Origin of the sequence: Affinundibacterium baiyunense, assembly GCF_018139645.1 — a bacterium.
GTDB lineage: Bacteria > Pseudomonadota > Gammaproteobacteria > Burkholderiales > Burkholderiaceae_D > Undibacterium > Undibacterium baiyunense.
On record NZ_JAGSPM010000001.1, the window covers coordinates 437,226 to 457,651 of the forward strand.

General features: G+C 46.1%; 19 protein-coding genes. 7 read left to right on the plus strand and 12 right to left on the minus strand.

Translation table 11 applies throughout. The annotated features are described in order from the left end of the window. Window positions 1–293: 293 nt before the first annotated feature. From KDM92_RS01865 to lysS, 4 genes are all read left to right on the plus strand, one after another. Window positions 294–2,501 carry a YgiQ family radical SAM protein gene (locus KDM92_RS01865; RefSeq protein WP_212682988.1) on the plus strand — a complete coding sequence of 736 codons (2,208 nt, stop codon included), beginning with the start codon at window positions 294–296 and terminating at the stop codon, window positions 2,499–2,501. Between the two features lie 189 nt (window positions 2,502–2,690). After that, window positions 2,691–2,981, plus strand: coding sequence for a hypothetical protein (locus KDM92_RS01870; protein WP_212682759.1), 291 nt, complete (start codon window positions 2,691–2,693; stop codon window positions 2,979–2,981). A gap of 232 nt (window positions 2,982–3,213) precedes the next feature. Then, a protein-coding gene (prfB, locus tag KDM92_RS01875) for a peptide chain release factor 2 (RefSeq protein ID WP_212682760.1) occupies window positions 3,214–4,318 on the plus strand; the annotation gives its coding sequence in 2 pieces (ribosomal slippage) (window positions 3,214–3,294 and window positions 3,296–4,318; 1,104 coding nt in all). A 171-nt stretch (window positions 4,319–4,489) separates the two neighbouring features. Continuing rightward, window positions 4,490–6,022, plus strand: coding sequence for a lysine--tRNA ligase (gene lysS, locus KDM92_RS01880; protein ID WP_212682761.1), 1,533 nt, complete (start codon window positions 4,490–4,492; stop codon window positions 6,020–6,022). A 44-nt stretch (window positions 6,023–6,066) separates the two neighbouring features. On the opposite strand, the gene KDM92_RS01885 is transcribed toward lysS, so the two are convergent. The 3 genes from KDM92_RS01885 to KDM92_RS01895 all read right to left on the minus strand — a co-directional run bounded on the left by KDM92_RS01885 (window position 6,067) and on the right by KDM92_RS01895 (window position 8,592). Beyond that, a complete protein-coding gene (locus KDM92_RS01885; protein ID WP_212682762.1) occupies window positions 6,067–6,306 on the minus strand; it encodes a hypothetical protein in 240 nt (79 codons plus the stop codon). Between the two features lie 637 nt (window positions 6,307–6,943). Next, the gene (locus KDM92_RS01890; protein WP_212682763.1) at window positions 6,944–7,936 is read right to left on the minus strand and encodes an NAD(P)/FAD-dependent oxidoreductase; all 993 of its coding nucleotides are present in this window, start codon (window positions 7,934–7,936) and stop codon (window positions 6,944–6,946) included. A gap of 200 nt (window positions 7,937–8,136) precedes the next feature. Beyond that, window positions 8,137–8,592, minus strand: coding sequence for a CBS domain-containing protein (locus KDM92_RS01895; protein WP_189344221.1), 456 nt, complete (start codon window positions 8,590–8,592; stop codon window positions 8,137–8,139). Window positions 8,593–8,851: 259 nt separating this feature from the next. On the opposite strand from KDM92_RS01895, the gene KDM92_RS01900 reads away from it, so the two are divergent. Together KDM92_RS01900 and KDM92_RS01905 are read left to right on the plus strand one after the other, a co-directional pair. Beyond that, a complete protein-coding gene (locus KDM92_RS01900; protein WP_212682764.1) occupies window positions 8,852–10,162 on the plus strand; it encodes an O-acetylhomoserine aminocarboxypropyltransferase in 1,311 nt (436 codons plus the stop codon). 1 nt (window position 10,163) lies between these two features. Further along, complete coding sequence (locus KDM92_RS01905; RefSeq protein WP_212682765.1) at window positions 10,164–10,970, plus strand: alpha/beta fold hydrolase; 807 nt, start codon at window positions 10,164–10,166, stop codon at window positions 10,968–10,970. A 142-nt stretch (window positions 10,971–11,112) separates the two neighbouring features. Here the strand turns inward: KDM92_RS01905 and KDM92_RS01910 are convergent, their stop codons facing one another. From KDM92_RS01910 to KDM92_RS01920, 3 genes are read right to left on the minus strand one after another with little or no spacing between them, the layout of a single operon-like run. Then, a complete protein-coding gene (locus tag KDM92_RS01910) occupies window positions 11,113–12,633 on the minus strand; it encodes a DUF4407 domain-containing protein (protein ID WP_212682766.1) in 1,521 nt (506 codons plus the stop codon). A 7-nt stretch (window positions 12,634–12,640) separates the two neighbouring features. Next, on the minus strand, window positions 12,641–13,426 hold the full coding sequence (locus KDM92_RS01915; RefSeq protein WP_212682767.1) for a LytR/AlgR family response regulator transcription factor: 786 nt from the start codon (window positions 13,424–13,426) through the stop codon (window positions 12,641–12,643). A gap of 1 nt (window position 13,427) precedes the next feature. Beyond that, window positions 13,428–14,672: a sensor histidine kinase gene (locus tag KDM92_RS01920; RefSeq protein ID WP_212682768.1), complete on the minus strand. Its 1,245-nt coding sequence runs from the start codon at window positions 14,670–14,672 to the stop codon at window positions 13,428–13,430. A 217-nt stretch (window positions 14,673–14,889) separates the two neighbouring features. On the opposite strand from KDM92_RS01920, the gene KDM92_RS01925 reads away from it, so the two are divergent. Next, window positions 14,890–15,843: an MBL fold metallo-hydrolase gene (locus KDM92_RS01925; protein WP_212682769.1), complete on the plus strand. Its 954-nt coding sequence runs from the start codon at window positions 14,890–14,892 to the stop codon at window positions 15,841–15,843. A gap of 96 nt (window positions 15,844–15,939) precedes the next feature. On the opposite strand, the gene KDM92_RS01930 is transcribed toward KDM92_RS01925, so the two are convergent. From KDM92_RS01930 to fabZ, 6 genes are all read right to left on the minus strand, one after another. Next, window positions 15,940–16,671 (minus strand): ankyrin repeat domain-containing protein, encoded by a 732-nt coding sequence (locus KDM92_RS01930; RefSeq protein WP_212682770.1) that lies wholly within the window; start codon window positions 16,669–16,671, stop codon window positions 15,940–15,942. 15 nt (window positions 16,672–16,686) lie between these two features. Next, entirely contained in the window at window positions 16,687–17,472 is a 786-nt protein-coding gene (locus tag KDM92_RS01935; RefSeq protein ID WP_212682771.1) for a TatD family hydrolase, read from the minus strand. 210 nt (window positions 17,473–17,682) lie between these two features. Further along, a complete protein-coding gene (locus KDM92_RS01940; protein WP_212682772.1) occupies window positions 17,683–17,937 on the minus strand; it encodes a hypothetical protein in 255 nt (84 codons plus the stop codon). A gap of 11 nt (window positions 17,938–17,948) precedes the next feature. Continuing rightward, window positions 17,949–19,097: a lipid-A-disaccharide synthase gene (gene lpxB / locus KDM92_RS01945; protein WP_329603114.1), complete on the minus strand. Its 1,149-nt coding sequence runs from the start codon at window positions 19,095–19,097 to the stop codon at window positions 17,949–17,951. A gap of 28 nt (window positions 19,098–19,125) precedes the next feature. After that, on the minus strand, window positions 19,126–19,914 hold the full coding sequence (lpxA, locus tag KDM92_RS01950; protein ID WP_212673679.1) for an acyl-ACP--UDP-N-acetylglucosamine O-acyltransferase: 789 nt from the start codon (window positions 19,912–19,914) through the stop codon (window positions 19,126–19,128). A 2-nt stretch (window positions 19,915–19,916) separates the two neighbouring features. Further along, window positions 19,917–20,426, minus strand: a complete 510-nt coding sequence (fabZ, locus tag KDM92_RS01955) for a 3-hydroxyacyl-ACP dehydratase FabZ (protein ID WP_189344232.1) — start codon at window positions 20,424–20,426, stop codon at window positions 19,917–19,919.

Genomic DNA, 20,426 nt, shown 5'->3' on the forward strand with positions numbered 1-20,426 from the left:
AAAGCAAATGAAAGTTGAAGCAAATTTTTTATTTCGCACCCAAATTATCACGATTTTAACCGCTATGGCACGAACCGACTTGCATCAAATGAAATATATTCACATCAAGCTCACACCCACTAACAATCATCTTCAAAAACAAGGGCTTACAACTTGCATCGTTTTGAACTAACGGGCGAAGAACGAAGGATTCAGGTAAAATCACGCCCATGAATCCTGCACCGAAAAATCTCTTCGCCTCACCGCGCTATCGCCCCGATGTGGGCGGCAAGCATGCTGCTCCTTTCCTTCCAATGTCACGCGCCGAAATGGATGCGCTTGGCTGGGATAGTTGCGACGTCATTCTAATTACTGGCGATGCCTATATTGACCATCCGAGTTTCGGCATGGCGCTGGTAGGCCGTCTACTTGAGCAACAAGGCTTCCGCGTCGGCATTATTAGTCAACCTGATTGGCATTCCGCGGAAGATTTTCGTACCTTAGGTCGCCCCAATCTGTATTTCGGCATTACAGCTGGAAATATGGATTCGATGGTAAATCGCTACACAGCAGATCGCAAAATTCGTTCAGAGGATGCCTACACTCCCGATGGTGATCCGAATAAACGTCCAGATCGCGCAGTTGTTGTCTACGCACAAAGAGCACGCGAGGCATTCCCTGAAGTAAATGTCGTGATTGGTAGTATTGAAGCCAGTTTGCGCCGGATCGCGCACTACGACTATTGGTCAGACAAAGTAAAGCGCTCGGTCTTGCCTGACTCCAAAGCAGATATGCTGTTATTCGGTAACGCAGAACGTGCGATTGTGGATTTAACCCATCGACTGGCAGCTGGTGAGCCAATCAAATCCATTCGTGACCTGCGTGGCACGGCCTTCATGACACCGTCTAACTGGCTGCCTAGCCCCGAATGGTCCGAGATTCAATCGATCAAAATTGATACGCCAGGCAAAATTGAAGCGCATACCAATCCTTATGAAATGATGCCGGAGAAGGATGCAAAGTGTGCGACCGGACAAGTATCTGGCGCAGGAGAAAGTACTTCTAACACCGCAGAAGCTGACGTCGTCAAACAGCAAGCAATTCGCATTATGAGTCGCGAAGAGCGCCAAGCGATGCTACGCAATAAGCATAACAACACCGTGATACGCTTGCCTTCATTCGAGGCTGTGAAAGATGATCCTGTTATGTATGCTCACGCATCGCGTGTGTTTCATCTTGAGGCGAATCCGGGCAATGCTAAAGCCTTGTCACAAGCGCACGGTGATCGTGACGTATGGATCAATCCACCACCGTTACCATTAGCGATGGACGAAATGGATGGCGTTTATGACCGCGCCTATGCACGAGCACCGCATCCAAGTTACGGTAAAGCGCGCATCCCAGCATGGGAGATGATACGCTTTTCAATCAATATCATGCGCGGATGTTTTGGTGGCTGTACTTTCTGTTCAATTACCGAACACGAAGGTCGCATTATTCAAAGTCGATCAGAGCCTTCTATCCTACGTGAGATCGAAGAAATTCGCGACAAAACCAAGGGCTTCACGGGAACGATTTCTGATCTTGGTGGCCCGACGGCGAATATGTATCGACTTGCATGCAAAGACAAAAAGATTGAAGAATCTTGCCGCCGCCTGTCTTGCGTTTATCCCGGCATTTGCAGTAACCTGAATACCGATCATAGCAAACTCATTTCGCTCTACCGCAAAGCACGTGCCATCCCCGGGGTGAAGAAAATTTTGATCAGTTCAGGCTTGCGCTACGATCTAGCGGTACGCTCTCCTGAATACGTGAAAGAACTGGTCACGCACCATGTCGGTGGCTTGCTCAAAATTGCACCTGAACATACAGAATCCAATACTTTGTCAAAAATGATGAAGCCGGGCATTGGTGCGTATGACGAGTTTAAGGCGATGTTCCATAAGTATTCAAAAGAAGCAGGCAAAGAACAATACTTGATCCCCTACTTCATCGCAGCCCATCCGGGCACAACCGATGAAGACATGGTGAATTTGGCCTTATGGTTGAAGAAAAATGATTTCAAACTAGATCAGGTACAAACCTTCATGCCAACGCCGATGGCCTTGGCAACCACGATGTACCACACACGTAAAAATCCGCTCAAAAAAATCACTGCAGATTCTGAAGTCGTTGAAACGGCACGCTCAGGCAAGATACGCAAATTTCATAAAGCGCTGTTGCGTTACCACGCACCAGAAAATTATGAGATCGTGAAAGAAGGCTTGCTACGCATGGGACGTGGCGATTTGATTGGTAGTAGTGAACGGCATTTAATACCGTCACGTGCACCTATTGTGGCAAACTTGGTCAATACCGGCGTGGTTCCTGTCAAACGCGGCGTTGCACCAAAATTAAATACATTTGGCAAAAACTCTGCAAATCGTTTGGCAGCTAAGGTTGCGCCAGCAAGCACTAAATCTGGCTTGTCATACAATCCAGCTAAACCTAAAAAAGCACCTGCCAAATCAGGTCGACGTTAATTTGTGTTATCACCCATGTTGTAAGCAATACGGCACAACATGGGTAATCAATCTTCATAAACAACAGCGCAGCAAATTTCTCAAGGTTGGCGCACAAACTCGCGCTACAATTTCTTGATGGAAAATTTTTCCTCTGATATTGCCTGAGTTTCTCTAGTCTCACTTGCCCTAAAAATAAGGAGAGTCGCCATGAAGCACATGAAAACCGTATTAATTTTGGAACATACCGAAGAGGTTTTTGATAAATTAACATGTGACGTCTGCGGAGCCGAATCACATTGGGATGAAAACTGGTCGAGTGCCGAACCAGAAAAAAAGATGACGACAATACAACTGGAAGAGGAAGAGTCGTTTCCTAATGGCGGTCAATCAACACAAACACAATTCCACATTTGTCCGACTTGCTTCAAAACCAAATTGAGCGCTTGGTTTGAAAGCCATCGTCAAGCAAAACCTACCGTTTCTAAATCTGTTTGGTAGATTTTTGTGAGTCACACAAAGTGTGGCTCATTCTTGCTTCCATTAATTAAATCAACGTTCGCTTTCGCAGCAATTGCCGAGTTTGATAAATTGCAATCCAAACATGCTCCAGGATAAAGAGCGGTGAGGAACGAATTGCATTAAATTGCATGTCATTAGCCTGCCAAATCGCAAGTTCAGACCACACTGGGGTATAATTTAGGGTTTATTTATCCGACTAGAAGAATCCCAAATGGAAGCCGAACGCGTCAATAGTATTGCCAACCTGCTCATCGACTTAACTAATCGTGAAGCCGAACTTCGGAGGTATCTTTGACTTCGATATCAAGTCAGAGAAACTCGAACAAGTTAACGGTGAATTAGAAGACCCCAAAGTCTGGGAAGATCCCAAGCGTGCGCAGGAACTTGGCAAGGAAAAGAAATCCTTAGAAGCCATCGTCCACACCTTAATCAAGATTGATGCCGATTTAAAAGATGCGAGTGAAATCTTTAGTTTGGCGCGTGAAGAAGGTGATGAAGACACCTTAGAAGCAATCGAAGCCGATGCAGCACATCTCAAAGAGTTAGTCGAAGGCATGGAGTTCCGTCGGATGTTTAATAACCCTATGGATCCAAACAACTGCTTTATCGATATTCAAGCGGGCGCGGGCGGTACCGAAGCACAAGATTGGGCATCCATGTTATTGCGTCAGTATTTACGTTATTGCGAACGCAAAGGCTTTAAGGTCGAAATTTTGGAACAATCTGACGGTGAGGTTGCAGGCATTAAGACCGCGACACTCAAAGTGGAAGGCGAATATGCGTATGGTTTCCTGCGCACGGAAACAGGCGTGCATCGCTTAGTCCGTAAGTCGCCATTTGATTCTGCCAATGGTCGCCACACCTCATTCTCCAGTTTGTTCGTGTATCCTGAAGTCGATGAGTCGTTTGAGATCGATATCAACCCTGCCGATGTACGCGTTGATACTTACCGCGCATCAGGTGCTGGTGGTCAGCACATCAATAAAACCGATTCCGCGGTACGTTTAACCCACGCACCATCAGGCATCGTGGTGCAATGTCAAAACGATCGTAGTCAACATCGTAACCGCGCTGAAGCATGGGAAATGTTGAAAGCGAAATTGTTTGAACTCGAATTGCGCAAACGCATGAGTGAGAAGCAAAACTTAGAAGACACCAAGACCGATGTCGGCTGGGGTCATCAAATTCGCTCCTACGTATTGGATCAATCTCGCATTAAAGATTTGCGTACCAACTACGAGATGGGTAATACCAAGGCGGTACTAGATGGCGATTTAGACGGATTCATCGCGGCGTCGCTCAAGCAAGGCGTATAAAATGTGTACACACAAATCCAATTCTAGGGCGCATCACGGCGTTGCCAATGCTCGCAATACCGACGTATTGCTGTGCTTGGCGCCTTGTGCTGCATCCCTATAATTGAATTTCTACACGCACATTTCCGATTACATTATTAAAGAATCAAAATTTCACTTTAGAGAACAATCATGTCCGACCAACAAAATCCAGCAGCAGAATTGCCACAAGACGAAAATTCGATCATCGCTGAGCGTCGTGCCAAGCTCGATGCGATTCGTGCGAAAGGCGTCGCCTTCCCTAACGATTTCCGTCCACAGCATAAGGCAGCAGATTTGCAGGCGCAGTATGGTGATGTGAGCCGTGAAGACTTAGAAGCGCAAAATGTGGAAGTCGTTGTTGCTGGTCGTATGATGCTCAAACGTGAAGCGGGCAAAAAAGCCGCCTTCGCCACTTTGCAAGATGCGTCTGGTTTGAAAGCCGATGGCCGCATTCAGTTGTACGTGACGACAGACAAAACAGGCGAAGCAGAAATGGAAGCCTTCCGTCATTATGATTTAGGCGACATTCTCGGCATCGAAGGTGTTTTGTTTAAGACCAAGACAGACGAGTTGACCGTCAAGGTAACGAAGTTGCGTTTACTGACTAAATCTTTGCGCCCTCTTCCAGACAAGTTCCACGGCTTGTCGAATCAAGAAACCAAATACCGTCAGCGTTATGTTGACTTGATCATGAGCGAAGAAACACGTCGCACATTTAAAGCGCGCACTGCGGCAATGAATTCCATCCGTAGCTTCATGAATAGCCATGATTTTATGGAAGTTGAAACGCCTATGTTGCATGTGATTCCAGGTGGCGCAGCGGCCAAACCGTTCATCACACATCACAATGCGCTAGACATGGAAATGTACTTGCGTATCGCACCAGAGCTGTACTTAAAACGTTTGGTTGTTGGCGGTTTTGATCGCGTATTTGAAGTCAATCGTAACTTCCGTAATGAAGGTGTATCTCCACGTCACAATCCAGAATTCACCATGATGGAATTCTACGCCGCGTATGTCGACTACAAATGGTTAATGGACTTCACCGAGTCCGTCATTCGCAAAGCAGCGATCGATGCACACGGCACTGCGGTATTGACTTACCAAGGTAAAGAATTAGATTTATCCAAACCTTTTCAACGTTTGACGATCGTCGGTGCGATCAATAAATATGCACCGCATTACACTACAGAACAATTGAACGATGCAGAGTTTATCAAAACTGAATTGTTGAAGTTTGGCGTCAAACCATTCGCGACAGCAGGCTTAGGCGCACTGCAATTAGCCTTGTTTGAAGAGACTGCCGAAGCACAATTGTGGGAACCGACTTACATCATCGACTACCCAGCGGAAGTTTCTCCATTAGCACGCGCATCGGATACAGTTGCTGGCATTACAGAACGTTTTGAGTTGTTCATGACAGGTCGTGAAATCGCCAATGGCTTCTCAGAATTGAATGATGCAGAAGACCAAGCAGCGCGCTTCATGGCACAAGTAGCCGCGAAAGACGCAGGCGATGAAGAAGCGATGTATTACGATGCGGATTATATCCGTGCGCTGGAATACGGCTTGCCACCGACCGGTGGTTGCGGTATCGGGATTGATCGTTTGATGATGTTGATTACGGATTCACCTAATATTCGTGATGTGATTTTGTTCCCGCATTTGCGTCGTGAGGAATAAGAGTTATTTGATTTTTGTTTGAGGTTTTGTGGAGGGAGGAAGCTTTAAGGTTTCCTCCCTTTTTTCTCCTGATTACCGCTTTTGTTAATCAGCGTCTGCTGGTCGGGTGTGGCCCGACAGCCAATTACCTTTTTTGCTTCGCCAAAAAAGGTAATCCAAAAAAGGCGACCGTAGACTCGCCCCGTTGGGGTGCTTACGCTGCGCTTCAGCATAATTTGTGCATCACAAAAAATGGGAAAGTGTTGAAACTCGCTTCGCTCAAACAACAACACTTTCTTATCCATTTTCTGTGAAGCACAAATTACATCGTCTCAAACGGGGTAAGGCGAAATCAAAAGCAAAGTCAAAAGCAACATCGAAACAAACAATATCAATTGCAATCGCGTTCAATCAGGCTAGAAAGATTGAGACATCATCCATGCGCAGGCAGGGATCCAGTGACGTTAGACTTTTACGCCACTGGATCCCCGCCTTTGCGGGAATGACGATACATGCAACTAGGCTTAGCTGAGAGATGCAACGTAATCTACCAGCTTGCATTTTTCTATTAGCAGCAGATAATCGCTGCTTTTGACTTTGCTTTTGACCTTCAACCACTTCTGACACTGCCAATTGTGCAAGACAGAAAATGGATAAAGAAAGCTTCGTTGTCTGAGCGCAGCGAGTTTCGAAGCTTTCCCATTTTTTGTCTTGCACAATTGGGAACCCGAAGGGCAGTGGCAGCGTGGTCGCCTTTCTTTGCTTACTTTCTTTGGCGAAGCAAAGAAAGTAAGTAGCTGTCGGTCTACCACCGACCGGTGAATGATGAGTTTTTGTGATAGTAAATATAGAAGATAAAATGCAGGGGCTCGCTCACAAATAAGAAGAGAGATTCACGCGTGGGCACAAAACGTGCCCACCGACATCAACAATCCACCACAATTACCCAATTTCCTGCGCCAACCCCAAACCACTCAAAAACGCATTCTCCACTCGCCCACCTCCCTCCAACCCAGCAGCAAACCAATCACCACACACCCCAATTTTCGCCTTCGCATCCCACAAAAATGATTCAGACAAAGGCGAATCGGCCTGCGCATAGCGCCAACGATGTGTGACTGCATGAATGGCTTGAATTGGTGACCCGGTCGCCTCATGAAAAGCCTTAGATAACTTTTCTTTCGCACGCTCATGATCATCTTCTAAATGCTCAATACTCCAAGCGGCAGTGGCGTGGCAGACCCAACGCTCGCCAGCGCGATGATCAGGCTTAGACGTATCGCGAGCAATCCATCCCAGGCGAGAATTCGCCACCCATGCACCATCGTAATCGAGATTTAAAGGATGTTGGAAACCCAGCATCAATACCCAGCAAGGCTGCAAATGCACGCCCGCGACTGTTTTACTAAAACTTGCATGGTCTTTCAATAACGCGGAGGCCTGTTCTGGTGGAGTCGCCATAATCACCGCATCGAATGGACCAGCTGATGCAGCAACTGGGATGTCCTCGGTTTTAACCGACAAGATCCACTGATCACCATGTGCCTCTAATGCAAGCACCTGCTGCTCTAGGCGCACATCTAATCCGTGTGCTAATTGTTTGCCGAGCGAACTCATGCCAGGCACAGGCACAAAACGTTGTGTACTTGTGCCGACAGCGCTTGTTTTTCCATGATCGAGATTCACTAACTTACTTTCCCAAGGCACTACCCATTCCAATTTACGCCAATCAGCGACTTCTTTTTTGAAACGATCTGAACTCGTGGTGAAATATTGCGCACCGTGATCAAAGCCACCGAGTTCGGTTTGTCGTGTACTCATACGTCCGCTGACGCCACGACTTTTTTCATACACAGTGACATGATGTCCTTGTGCCTGACATTGACGGGCTGCGGTTAATCCAGCTAAACCAGCACCGATGATGGCTACCTGCATATGCTTCTCCTTATTTTTATGGATTTTTCAAACTGATATTCACTCAAAAATTCACTCAACTCAGCCATGCTACTTAGTACTATTCCTAACTCAACCTAACTCAACATAGTCTTTCTCAAAATTTTCTGTATCAAATCATCCTCTCGTAAAATAAATAGGCAAAAAAAAACCCACAATTCGCATCGTGGGTTTCGCACTATTTATGACTGTTCTTTTTCATCCTCAACAGGCCAGTCGCGGATGTAGGCTTTCAACATTTTATTCTCAAAACTTTGTGCTTCTAATACGGCACGCGCAACGTCATAAAACGAAATCACGCCCATCAAGGTCTTTGCATCCATTACTGGCAGATAACGTGAATGTTTCTCCAACATCATACGACGTACTTCATTCACTTCGGTCTCAGGGGTTACCGTCATTGGGTGGTCATCCATATATTTGCGTACTGTACCGTCGCCAAGCGCACCACCATTTTTATGCACCGCACGTATTACTTCTCGGAAGGTCAACATCCCCACCAGATCACCGAACTCCATGACGATCAAAGAGCCGATGTCTTTTTCTTCCATAAAGCTCACCGCTTCTTTCATCGGAGTATCAGGCGTAATGGTAAAGAGAATATTTCCCTTCACTTGCAGAATTTCAGAAACTTTCATTTTATTCCTCCGATCTGATAAGGCATTACGTCTTACATACTGTCAAACACACATCATGAAGCAGCGCAGTCTTTGCTTTCTTTCATCTAATGTATCGCAAGCCCCCAGAAAAATCTAGTGATAATGAACAAGTATTTTTGATTTATTGCAAGATGTTACGGGATCTGTGGCTTGACGAAATTGAAAGCTAAGTCAAGTCTTTTCAAAAACATGCCAAGTGCGTAGGATGTCGGCATCCAATTAGGGAGAATACCAGTTTATGAGCGGTCCAAAATACCCAGGCTTTGACACCATGTCATTGCATGCCGGCGCTGTAGCCGATCCAGCCACAGGAGCACGAGCAACACCTATTTATTTCACCTCTTCATTTGAATTTAAAGACTCTGATCATGCGGCTTCTTTATTCAATATGGAACGAGCTGGCCATGTTTATAGCCGCATCACCAATCCGACCAATGCGGTCTTAGAAGAACGCATGGCTGCGCTAGAAGGCGGTGTCGCTGGCATTGCTGTCGCCAGTGGGCAAGCAGCGCTACATCTTGGATTATCGACAATTGCTGGTGCTGGCTCGCACATCGTTGCTTCACGCGCGCTATATGGTGGTTCGCATAATTTGTTGGCTTACACCATGAAACGTTTTGGGATAGAAACGACTTTTGTCGATCCACGCGATCTTGATGCTTGGCAGAATGCGATACGCCCGAATACCAAAGTTTTCTTCGGCGAGACTTTAGGCAATCCAGGTTTGGATGTGTTCAACATTCCCGCCATCGCAGAAATCGCACATGAAAACCACCTACCACTCATGCTCGATTCTACTTTCACCACGCCTTACCTATTACGCCCATTTGAACACGGCGCGGATTTGGTCTATCACTCGGCGACCAAATTTTTGTGCGGACATGGCACCGCAATTGGCGGCGTCTTAGTCGATGGCGGCACATTCGACTGGCAAGCAGCCTATGAAAAAACAGGTCGCTTCGCAGAGTTGTGTGAACCTTACGAGGGATTTCATGGCATGGTATTTAGCGAAGAATCGACGGTCGGCGCATTTTCATTAAGAGCCCGGCGTGAAGGTCTGCGTGACTTTGGTGCTTGCATGAGTCCACATAATGCCTTCGCAATTTTGCAAGGCATAGAAACGCTGGGATTGCGTATGGATAGACACGTTGCCAATACACGCAAGGTGGTTGAATTCTTATCTTCGCATGCTGCGATTGATAGCATCGCATTTCCAGAATTAGAATCCCATCCCGATTATGCACTCGCCAAAACCTTACTGCCGAAAGGTTGTGGTTCGGTCTTTAGTTTCAATATCAAAAGCGATCGTGCCGCGGGTCAGCGCTTTGTCGAATCTTTAAAAGTTTTCTCGCATCTAGCAAATGTGGGCGACGCGAAATCTTTGGTGATTCATCCAGCTTCCACCACACACTTCCGCGTACCCGCCGAGCAATTGGCTGCATCTGGCATCAGCGAAGGTACGATCCGTCTTTCTGTCGGATTAGAAAATGTCGATGATCTGATAGAAGATCTCGCACGTGGTTTAAAAATGGCACAGAAAGGCAAATAAGATGCATCTGACGATACTGAATAAAGAAGTGTATGCGTACACAGGTGGCAAAGCCTTCAATCCGAATTTACCAACCATCATCTTAGTACATGGTGCACAAAACGATCACTCGGTTTGGGCAATGCAATCGCGCTATTTAGCTCATCACGGTTTTAGTGTGCTGGCGATTGATCTGCCAGGTCATGGCCGCAGTGCAGGGCCAGCATTAAGCAGCGTGGAGAAGCTCGCACATTGGCTATTAGAATTGATAGAGCTCAGTGGCGTCCAACAAGCCTATGTGGCTGGTCACAGTATGGGTTCATTGATTGCTTTAGAAGCCGCAAGCATTGCACCCGAGCGCATACAAAAACTCGCCCTGCTCGGTACCGCATTTCCGATGAAGGTTTCGGACGCATTATTGTTTTCAGCACAGCATGATGAGCAATCAGCGATTGATATGGTGAATATTTTCTCTCATAGCAGTAGTACACATAAGCCGTCTTGCCCAGGTCCTGGGTTCTCAGTCATGAATGGCAGTATGCGCTTAATGCAACGAATCTCCTCGATCAATCCAGATCAAGTTTTTTTCAACGACTTTACTGCTTGCAATACGTATTTGAACGGTGAAGAAGCCGCGAAAAAAGTACAATGCCCGACGCTGTTTTTATTAGCGCGTCAGGACATGATGACTCCAGTCAAAGCCAGTACTTTGCTATCTAATGCAATCAGCAATAAACAAATTCACATCATTGAAAACTGTGGACATTCGATGATGAGTGAACAGGCTGATGCGGTGTTGGATGTTTTGTTTGGGTTTATGAAGAACTAGATTGAAACAGTCTCACTTCAATCTTAAATTATTTTTTGCTGTCGTTCCCGCGAAGGCGGGAACCCAGTGTCGTAATTCCGTTTAGGATAAAGTCGCTAGATTCCCGCCTTCGCGGGAATGACAAACAAGATGTCGGTCATCACTAAACTTTGATTGTTGATCCTTGAAAACCCGCCAGGCTATCCAATATCTTCGCAATTGTTTCTTGCACCATATTTTCTATCCTCGGATCAACACTGCCCGCATTCAACACCATCGAGTTATTTTTCAACTGCTGAATGGCGTCTAACTGCGACAAATGCAATGTCAATGCCTCGACATTCAAACGCAATCCCATATCGAGTTCGCTTAACTGGCGATGCAACTGGGTTTCCAACTCTTGCTCCAATCGCAAACGTGCTTGCGCCATTTGCCCATCATCTTCCAACCAAACACCTTGCTCACCTTTCGCCTGCACACTGGCTTGTAATCGCTGAGTCGCAATTTGTTCCTGTTGGATTTGTAACTGCGCGCTGATTTGCTCTTGCGCTGCGACCTCCATACTATTGAATCGTAGATCCACATCGGTGGTTGAAGTAAACTTCACCAAAATCGCCACCATTTCAATCGCGAAAAACCAAGTCAACCACCAAATCAGTTGAAAGCGGCGATTAGCATCATTCCGCACTAAATCTGCGACTGCTGCAAAATCGGCAGCGAAGCCTGATTGTGCTGCGAGTGTAATTTTTTTCTCTTGTGATTCGCTTAGTGAGATTTCTTTTTGCTTAGCTTCTGCGATGTGACTTTGCACTTGTTTTTGCTCGTTAAGCAGTACTTTCTTTTCTGCGTTTTTTTGCTGTTTCCAATCCAATAGTTTGGTCATTACTAGGCTATCAGCATTTTGACATGGCGCTTTTGCAGTATTTAGTTTTTGGTTTAAAGCATCGATTTTTGCATCTAATAAGGCATCAGGTGCAGCCGCATTTTTTTGCGACAATAAGGGACGCAATTGACGTTGTATAGCAAGATCAGTTTTCGCAAATGTTTGCCAACACTGTTTGGCACGTTGTCGATAAGCAGCCAAATCAGGTGGCTCGCTAGCAAGGGCTACATCGACTTGCTTGATCGCACCTTCCACCCTAGTTGCATCTTGACGCAAAGCCGGCAACCCAACCGCCAGTTGGGCTGACTGCACATTATCAATCAAACGAGTGCGCGCCATCTCGCCTACTTTGACATCAATCTCGGCACGATTACTTTCAACAAAAAATGGATACACCATGGTCGATGCCGATAACAAGGCTAACAAGCCGCGCCAGCTCAAGCCAAATAGCTTCTTCCACCACGCTGCATCCGCGCGAATACTAATCAGCATTTGCCTTTCTAAACACCATTGGAATACGGCCCAAATAATTCCAGCCGTAACCGCGCCCCAAGCAGAAATAGTACTCATGGTCGCAAGCATGTGTCCCATGCCATAACCAGAAAAGAGTGCGAAGAAGATGACTAAAGAGCCGATGCCATAATATTTATGACGACCTCGCATAAAACGATAAACGCCCTGCTGATCGCGCTCTTCTAACACATCAACGGGAACGGCCGCTGATAAGGCAAGAAAACTCAGGGCGGCACGTCGCCACTGCCCACGGTCAAATACAGGAGCAGAATTCACTGAAGCATGCATAGTGACCTCACATATTGCGGAATAAAACCATGAAGGGCTGACTAACGGTGAGCGTCTCAGGTCGCGTTTTCAACTTGACGATCCCTTTGCCCGTATCATCGCGCGCAATGGAAGAAATGGCTTTTAAATTAACGATGGTGGAGCGATGAATTTGCTTAAAAATATTCGCATCGAGTAATTCCAGCAATTCGCGTATAGGTTTGCGCAATAAGGATTCGCCTTCGGCAGTCATCACGACCGTGTATTTATTATCGGCTTTAAAGTAAGCCACATCGTCGACCATGATCAATTTGGTTTCTGCACCGGAGCTAGCGGTCAACCATACCAAAGGCTCGTTCTTTTGTGTGCCTTGAAATGCAGCTTGCAAACTCTTATTGCCACCAAGATTTAATTGTTGCAATAGGTTCGCTACCGCATTCAAATCTTTCATCGCACGAGTTTGTAGTCTTTGCACGGTGGCAGATAAACGATCGTACGTGACTGGTTTCAATAAATAATCAACCGCCCCTTTATCAAACGCATCAATCGCGTACTGGTCATACGCGGTAACAAATACAATCTGTGTATGTGGGCTAGTTACTTTCATGGCTTCCGCGATTTCTATACCCGTTAATCCAGGCATTCGAATATCTAAAAAGGCGACATCAGGTTGATTCTCAACAATAGCCTCCAACGCGCTAGCACCATCATCACACGCCGCGACTATTTCCAAATTGGGCCATGCTTTATTCAACTGTTCAAGCAAAGCCTCACGTAATAGACTTTCGTCTTCAGCAACGACACATTTAGGCATTTTATTCTCCTTGCAGAAAGCTAGTCGGCACTGTAATCGTTGCCGCTACACCGCTAGGGAAATTCGCTACGATGTGAAAATTAGCGTTATTGCCGTAAGCTAAACGCAGACGTTCTCGTACATTTCTTAAGCCAATACCTGTTCCCGCACCTTCTGCACTAAAACCACGCCCGTCATCGGCGATCGTCACTGCCACATTATTCTCATGCGCACGCGCTAAAATCCAAATCGTGCCTCCACCGGTCTTCGGTTCCAAACCATGCTTAATCGCATTTTCAACCAAGGTTTGCATCATCATAGTGGGAAACAAAACTGGCTTTAAATACTCTGGCACCTCAATTTGAAAATTAAGACGTGATCCCATACGTATTTTCATAATATCGAGGTAAGCCTTGGCACGTTCCAATTCTGCCCCAATCGTGGATGGCGCGTCTTCTGTCTTGGGTAATGAATGTCGCAAGTAAGTAATTAAATTTCCAAGCATCACATCCGCGCTGGCTGGATCTGAACGCGTTAATAATTGCGCACTGGCGAGCGTGTTGTACAGAAAATGGGGTTCCACTTGCGCGTGTAGCAAGTTCAGTTTGGCGACGGTTAATTCTTTCTCCGTCACAGTTTGTTGCGCACTCGCTTTTTCTTGTTTACGACTATCTGCAATGCGGCGAGAAATCGCACGTCCCAAGGCCTCGGCATTTTCTAAATTGGTACCATTATCAACTAAGAACCAATCTGTCCATGCAGCACGATCAGGCTCACAAATTAAGGTAACGCTACAGGTTTCCGAACCTGGTGAAACTGTCGCCAGAATTTGATTGTTACCGCTTTCCAGCCATTGAAATAGTTTTGTTTCGCTTAAAAAATCATTGTGATAAGGATGAATGCGTTTGATTTTTGCGCGCAATTGCAAACTATCTGCAGCACTTTCAACGCGCTCCGCACCAGGCAACTCTTTGATTGCCGCTTCAATTAATGCGAATGCCGCGTTCGCATCCAAAGGAATTTCTATTTGCCGACGCTGACGGTTAGACAGCGTTGCAGAATTAACGTCCATCGTAATTAAACGCACACGTCGTATATGCGAAAACGCGCCTATCATTGCAAAAAAACCTGCGCCTAGCGGCAAGATCTCAATACCATTCAAATGACCTACGCGAAAGATCACCTCAGTTAAGGTTACCAAAATGATAAGGACTGCCATTCCCCAACCAAAAGCGATACGGGCGATAAAGAAAAGACTGGTTAACATTGTATTCTCCGTAGATTAGATGCTGGCAAGCTTAAGCAAACATCCAATAAAGATCGCGTATTATCCGATGAAAGACAAAAAATAGAGATAAAACCCCGATTTAAAGACGTAAAAAAGTTCAACTACCACAAAGCTGCTAGATAGTTTGTCAGCCATCTAATACATAGATAAACTAAGCCACATCTTTTATCCAAGTCGACTGACTATCCTTTGCGCCATGAACTCCTCTCGCCGTTATTTTTTGCAGCAAGCCGCTATCGCCACAAGTGCAACGCTACTCGCATCCCCTTCATTCGCAACACAGAAAAAAGGGATGCGACTGATCTTACTCGGTACCGCGGGTGGTCCCACTCCAAAGAAAAATCGCGCAGCGCCAGCGCAAATGATACTGATCGATGACGAGGCATACATTATTGATTGCGGCAACGGCGTTGCACAGCAAATCGTCAAAGCTGGCGTGAAATTATCAGCAGTGCGCCATGTCTTTTTAACTCACCACCATTCCGACCACAATGCAGATTATGGAAATCTCCTGTTGTTAGCATGGGCAGCGGATTTGAATCATCGTATTGATACTTACGGACCAGCTCCGATCAAACGCATGACTCAGCAATTTTTAGCCTTAAATGATTTTGATATTCAAACTCGTATACAAGATGAGGGTCGCCGTCCACTCAAGTCGATGATAGTTCCTCACGAAATTTCACATCATTTCAAGCATGGTGGACTTGTTCTACAAAATGCGCAGATCAAAGTCACCGCGACGCAAGTCGTGCATCCACCAATTAGGTCGGCACTAGCTTATCGCTTTGAGCATGCAAGAAAATCTATCGTGATTTCTGGTGATACGACTTACTCAGAAAATCTTGTCCAGCTAGCGAAAGATGCTGACGTGCTAGTTCATGAAATCATGCACACACCCACCTTAGATCAATTGCTTGCGACAGAACCCAATGCGACAAGATTAAAAGAACATCTACTCGCGAGTCATAGCACGGCAGAACAAGTTGGACGGGTGGCAAGCGAGGCCAAGGTCAAGAAACTCGTACTATCGCATTTTGTACCTGGTGGCTATCCTTATCTTGAAGATAGCATTTGGCTGAACGCGGTACGGCCTTATTTTGACGGAGAAATTGTCGTCGGCAGTGATTTGATGGAAATCGCGGTGTAGAGAGTGACTCAGATTTTCGCTTGATTCGCCTTCGATATTTTCACTGCGCTCATACAAAAATATCTGCGTGACTAGTATGCTTTGCGATTAGCAAGCTTACTTATGCTCTTTTGCTTTTTCCTGCATCAAGTCTTGCAATAAGGCCGCGATATCGCGACGTTCCGATTCGACGGCAAAATCATAAGCAGTCCAACCCAACATATTTTTAAGCGAAATATCTGCGCCTTCAGCAATCAAAAACTTTACGACATTTATTTCACCACGACGCGCTGCAAGCATCAATGGCGTAGTTTTATTGGGCGTTTCTGCATCGATGTAGGCGAAACGGGCAATCAGCATTTCAACAATGTCGAGGCGCCCGACTACAGCGGCATAATGCAATGCTGTCCAACCAGCTTGATTCACTTGCGCACCCGCCTCGATTAAGCGTTGTACAGTTTCTTTTTGCTCTAGATAGGCGGCCAACATGATGGCAGTATCACCATTCTTAGAACGCTGATCGAGTTGAATTTTCGGATGCGTTATTAAGTAGTCAAACACTTTTTGCGATTGCTCTCGCACGCTGATCATCAACAAAGTTTCGCCGCGATCACGTTCTGCCAAATTCACATCGCCATCTTGCTCGGCAAATTGTTTAATCGTACGTAGGTCATCAAATCTTGCTGCCCGAATGATTTCATCTGTCTCAGAAAATGATGTTGAAGACGGAGTTGACGATATTGGAGATGATGATTGCGCCCAGATGGACGGAGAGAAAAGAAACAAAAAAAACAAAATAGTCAATCGACTATATTGACGAAGCTGGTTAGTTAGTTGAAATTGACGCATGAAATTTCACGCTCCTCAATGGGCTCGCGCAAATTGAAACAAATCAAAAAAGTTTTTCGTGGTTTGTTCTTGCACCTGCTTCAGCGGTAACTCTTTTAAATCCGCCAAAAACTCGCCCACATGCTTCACAAAGCCGGGTTCATTCATTTTGCCACGATGCGGTGCAGGTGCAAGATATGGTGAATCCGTTTCTATCAAAATTCGCTCAATCGGCAAGGCTTTCGCGACGGCTTGTAAATCTTTTGCACTCTTGAAAGTTAAGATTCCCGAGAAAGAAATATAAAAACCCATCTCCACCGCTGCTTGTGCCACCTCTAAAGATTCGGTGAAGCAGTGCATCACACCCGCCACACCGCCTTGATCAGTACCTGCGCCCTCTTCGCGCATAATGCGTATGGTATCTTCCGCCGCTGCACGCGTGTGAATAATCAAGGGTTTGCGACTCAAGCGTGAAGCGCGAATATGCTGGCGAAAACGCTCGCGCTGCCATTCTAAATCGCCTTTCAATCGAAAATAATCCAAGCCAGTTTCACCAATCGCAATGATCTTAGGATGCTGCGACAACTCAACTAAACGTTCAGCACTTGGATCTTCAGTATCTTCGTAATCAGGATGCACGCCAACCGACGCGTAGATATGTGAATACTGCTCAGCAAGCGCCAAAACTTGCGGAAAATCTGGCAAATCAACCGAAACACACAACGCATGGGTGACGCCATTGTCTTCCATACGTTGCAAGAGCTCAGGCATACGCGCTGCTAATTCTGGGAAATTAATATGGCAATGAGAATCGATATACATGGTGAAACTTTCCTACTGAATTTAATTGCAACTTAGGGCTACAGATTGTTAACGCGTATTGTCGAGCAATCCTCGTTGCAAGGAGCGCTATTTATTTACGCTAACTTAGCGAATTAATGCAGGAACTAAAGCCGAGATGCTTGGATAGTCCCCAACAGAAAATTTACAAAGAGAGAAACCGTCATTGGCGATTCCCAGCCTACTTTACTCTTAAAGCTCAGATACATTCTCTATCCATATAATTTCGTTAGGATGATGTTCTTCAATCGTCTCAAGTGCTCGATTTATTACATTTCGCGTCTCACCACCAAGATCATAATTGAAACGCGAGACATTGCGACCTTTTAAGTTTTCATAGTCAATTTCAGAAATGGCATCTGAACCACACCAAATTGCTGAAATGCTCGTGTCAATTACTTGCAATGCATTCTTTAGTCCGGTCGGTGTAATTGCGAGGAAAATCATATGAGCTTTAGCTAACGATTATGAATAAGATTAAGCACCGCTTGTGCAGAGATACCCGCCGTATCACGCAACAAATCCTGATGCATATCGGCAAAGCGCAGCTTTAATCGTTTTTGCAAAGCGACATCGTTGAGTTGCTGCCACAAAGCATCCGCCATATTTTGCGGTGTTGCTGCCGATTGCAAAAATTCTGGCACCAAGAAATCTTCAGCAATGATGTTCGGCAATCCTATCCAAGGTTGGTAGCCCATATGCTTTAACACATGCCAAGATGCCGCCATCATCTTATAGGCGATCACCATCGGTTTCTTAAACAAGGCGACTTCCAGTGAAGCCGTTCCCGATGCGACCAACACCACATCTGCAGCAGCAATCGCCGTGTGCGACTTGCCTTCCATTAGCAAAATCGGCACTTCATCCAATTGCGCGGCCAATACCAGTTCTGAATAATATGCACGTTGTTTCGCACCAACCATAGGCACCAAAAATTGCAAATGCGGTTCGCGTTGTAAAAGTAATTTTGCCGTCGCAATAAACGCTGTCGTATTGTATTTGATCTCCGACATACGACTACCCGGCAAAATCGTCACAACGCGTGCGTCAGCTTCGAGACCAAGTTCCTCACGCGCTGCTTCCACATCCGGCTCCATCGGTATCACTTGCGCCAAAGGATGCCCAACATAGGTCGCGGGAATGCCTGCCTTGCGATAGATCTCTTCTTCAAACGGAAAGATCACCAACATATGCGAAACCGCTTCTGCGATCTTTTTGATTCGGCCACCACGCCAAGCCCAAATTGATGGACTGATGTAATGCATAGTCGGAATCCCAGCGCGCTTAAGTTGAACTTCTAAATCCAAATTAAAATCTGGCGCATCAACACCGATAAACACCTCAGGCTTTTCGTCCAACAACTGCGCCATTAATTGTTTGCGTATCCCGGAAATTTCGCGATAGTGCATTAACACTTCGAACAAGCCGCGGACCGACAGCTTCTCCATAGGATAATCGCTTTGAAATCCGTACTCCGCCATGTGCTTACCACCGATTCCATGCATCAAAGAATCGGGTAATTGCGGACGCAGGCCCGACAATAAGCGGGCTGCCAGCATATCGCCAGAGGTTTCTCCGGCGACCATAGAAATAATAGGACGAGTCACAATAATGGGGCGGTGCTAATGAATCGACTTAACGCACGATACCGCGCGTTGAGGTGTCGAGAAATTGACGGAATGTAGAAATGTGTTCAGCGATTTCTGCCGTTTGTGCGGCAATTTCCTTGTCCAATTCGGCTTTCGCTTCGTCTAAAGTCAAACCCGATTTGTACAAGGTTTTATAAGCCTGGCGTATAGCAGAAATCTGTTCGCGACTAAAGCCGCGACGCTTCAAACCTTCGATATTAATTCCATGTGCAGCGGCGGGATTGCCATTCAAAATCACAAATGGCGGCACATCTTGCGTCAAACTCGTGCTCATACCGACCATCGCGTGCGCACCAATTTTGCAGAATTGATGGACGTTGGAGAATCCGCCCAAAATCACCCAATCACCAATATGTACATGGCCGGCCAAAGCCGCATTATTCGCGAAAATCGTGCGATTGCCGACGTGACAATCATGCGCAATGTGCACGTAGGCCATAATCCAGTTATCACTACCCACGCGTGTGACACCGCCATCTTGCACCGTACCCAGATTAAATGTGCAAAATTCACGCACCACATTGCGATCACCAATTTCTAACAATGTTGGCTCGCCCGCATATTTCTTATCTTGCGGCGCAGCGCCAATTGAAGAGAATTGGAAAAACTGATTGTCTTTGCCTATCGTCGTATGACCTTCAATCACCACATGCGGGCCAATCGTCGTACCGGCATCAATACGCACATTGGGACCGATAATTGAATAGGCACCAACTTCAACACTAGAATCAAGCTGCGCTTTGGGATCAACAATTGCGGTGGAGTGAATCGCCATTTTTATGCTCCTGTAGAAGCGCTAGTACCTGTTGCGGCTGCGGTTTTTAGTTCGTCATTGGTGGTGCGTAATGTGCACATTAATTCTGCCTCAACCGCCAATTGACCATCCACCGTTGCGACCGCTTTGTATTTCCAAATGCCACGCGCAACGCGTAAAATTTCCACGTCCATCTTCAATTGATCGCCAGGACCTACTGGGCGCTTAAAACGAACATTGTCGATACCCACGAAATACACAATCGTATTTTCATCTGGTTTTTGGCCCATGGTCAGGAAGGACAAAATCGCCGCCGTTTGCGCCATGGCTTCTACCATCAACACGCCAGGCATTACTGGCTTGTTGGGGAAGTGTCCATTAAAAAATTCTTCATTTGCCGTGACATTTTTGATCGCTGTAATTGATTTGCCGCTTTCCCAAGTCAACACGCGATCAACCAACAACATCGGATAACGATGTGGCAGGTATTGTTTAATCTGGTTGATGTCCAAGCTTTTATCGATGTTTTCCAT

Excerpts from the sequence above, each read along its gene's own strand:
- KDM92_RS01865 (WP_212682988.1), top strand. The coding sequence starts at position 294 with ATGTCACGCGCCGAAATGGATGCGCTTGGCTGGGATAGTTGCGACGTC.
- KDM92_RS01870 (WP_212682759.1), top strand. The coding sequence starts at position 2,691 with ATGAAGCACATGAAAACCGTATTAATTTTGGAACATACCGAAGAGGTT.
- lysS (WP_212682761.1), top strand. The coding sequence starts at position 4,490 with ATGTCCGACCAACAAAATCCAGCAGCAGAATTGCCACAAGACGAAAAT.
- KDM92_RS01885 (WP_212682762.1), bottom strand. The coding sequence starts at position 6,306 with ATGGATAAGAAAGTGTTGTTGTTTGAGCGAAGCGAGTTTCAACACTTT.
- KDM92_RS01890 (WP_212682763.1), bottom strand. The coding sequence starts at position 7,936 with ATGCAGGTAGCCATCATCGGTGCTGGTTTAGCTGGATTAACCGCAGCC.
- KDM92_RS01895 (WP_189344221.1), bottom strand. The coding sequence starts at position 8,592 with ATGAAAGTTTCTGAAATTCTGCAAGTGAAGGGAAATATTCTCTTTACC.
- KDM92_RS01900 (WP_212682764.1), top strand. The coding sequence starts at position 8,852 with ATGAGCGGTCCAAAATACCCAGGCTTTGACACCATGTCATTGCATGCC.
- KDM92_RS01905 (WP_212682765.1), top strand. The coding sequence starts at position 10,164 with ATGCATCTGACGATACTGAATAAAGAAGTGTATGCGTACACAGGTGGC.
- KDM92_RS01910 (WP_212682766.1), bottom strand. The coding sequence starts at position 12,633 with ATGCATGCTTCAGTGAATTCTGCTCCTGTATTTGACCGTGGGCAGTGG.
- KDM92_RS01915 (WP_212682767.1), bottom strand. The coding sequence starts at position 13,426 with ATGCCTAAATGTGTCGTTGCTGAAGACGAAAGTCTATTACGTGAGGCT.
- KDM92_RS01920 (WP_212682768.1), bottom strand. The coding sequence starts at position 14,672 with ATGTTAACCAGTCTTTTCTTTATCGCCCGTATCGCTTTTGGTTGGGGA.
- KDM92_RS01925 (WP_212682769.1), top strand. The coding sequence starts at position 14,890 with ATGAACTCCTCTCGCCGTTATTTTTTGCAGCAAGCCGCTATCGCCACA.
- KDM92_RS01930 (WP_212682770.1), bottom strand. The coding sequence starts at position 16,671 with ATGCGTCAATTTCAACTAACTAACCAGCTTCGTCAATATAGTCGATTG.
- KDM92_RS01935 (WP_212682771.1), bottom strand. The coding sequence starts at position 17,472 with ATGTATATCGATTCTCATTGCCATATTAATTTCCCAGAATTAGCAGCG.
- KDM92_RS01940 (WP_212682772.1), bottom strand. The coding sequence starts at position 17,937 with ATGATTTTCCTCGCAATTACACCGACCGGACTAAAGAATGCATTGCAA.
- lpxA (WP_212673679.1), bottom strand. The coding sequence starts at position 19,914 with ATGGCGATTCACTCCACCGCAATTGTTGATCCCAAAGCGCAGCTTGAT.
- fabZ (WP_189344232.1), bottom strand. The coding sequence starts at position 20,426 with ATGGAAAACATCGATAAAAGCTTGGACATCAACCAGATTAAACAATAC.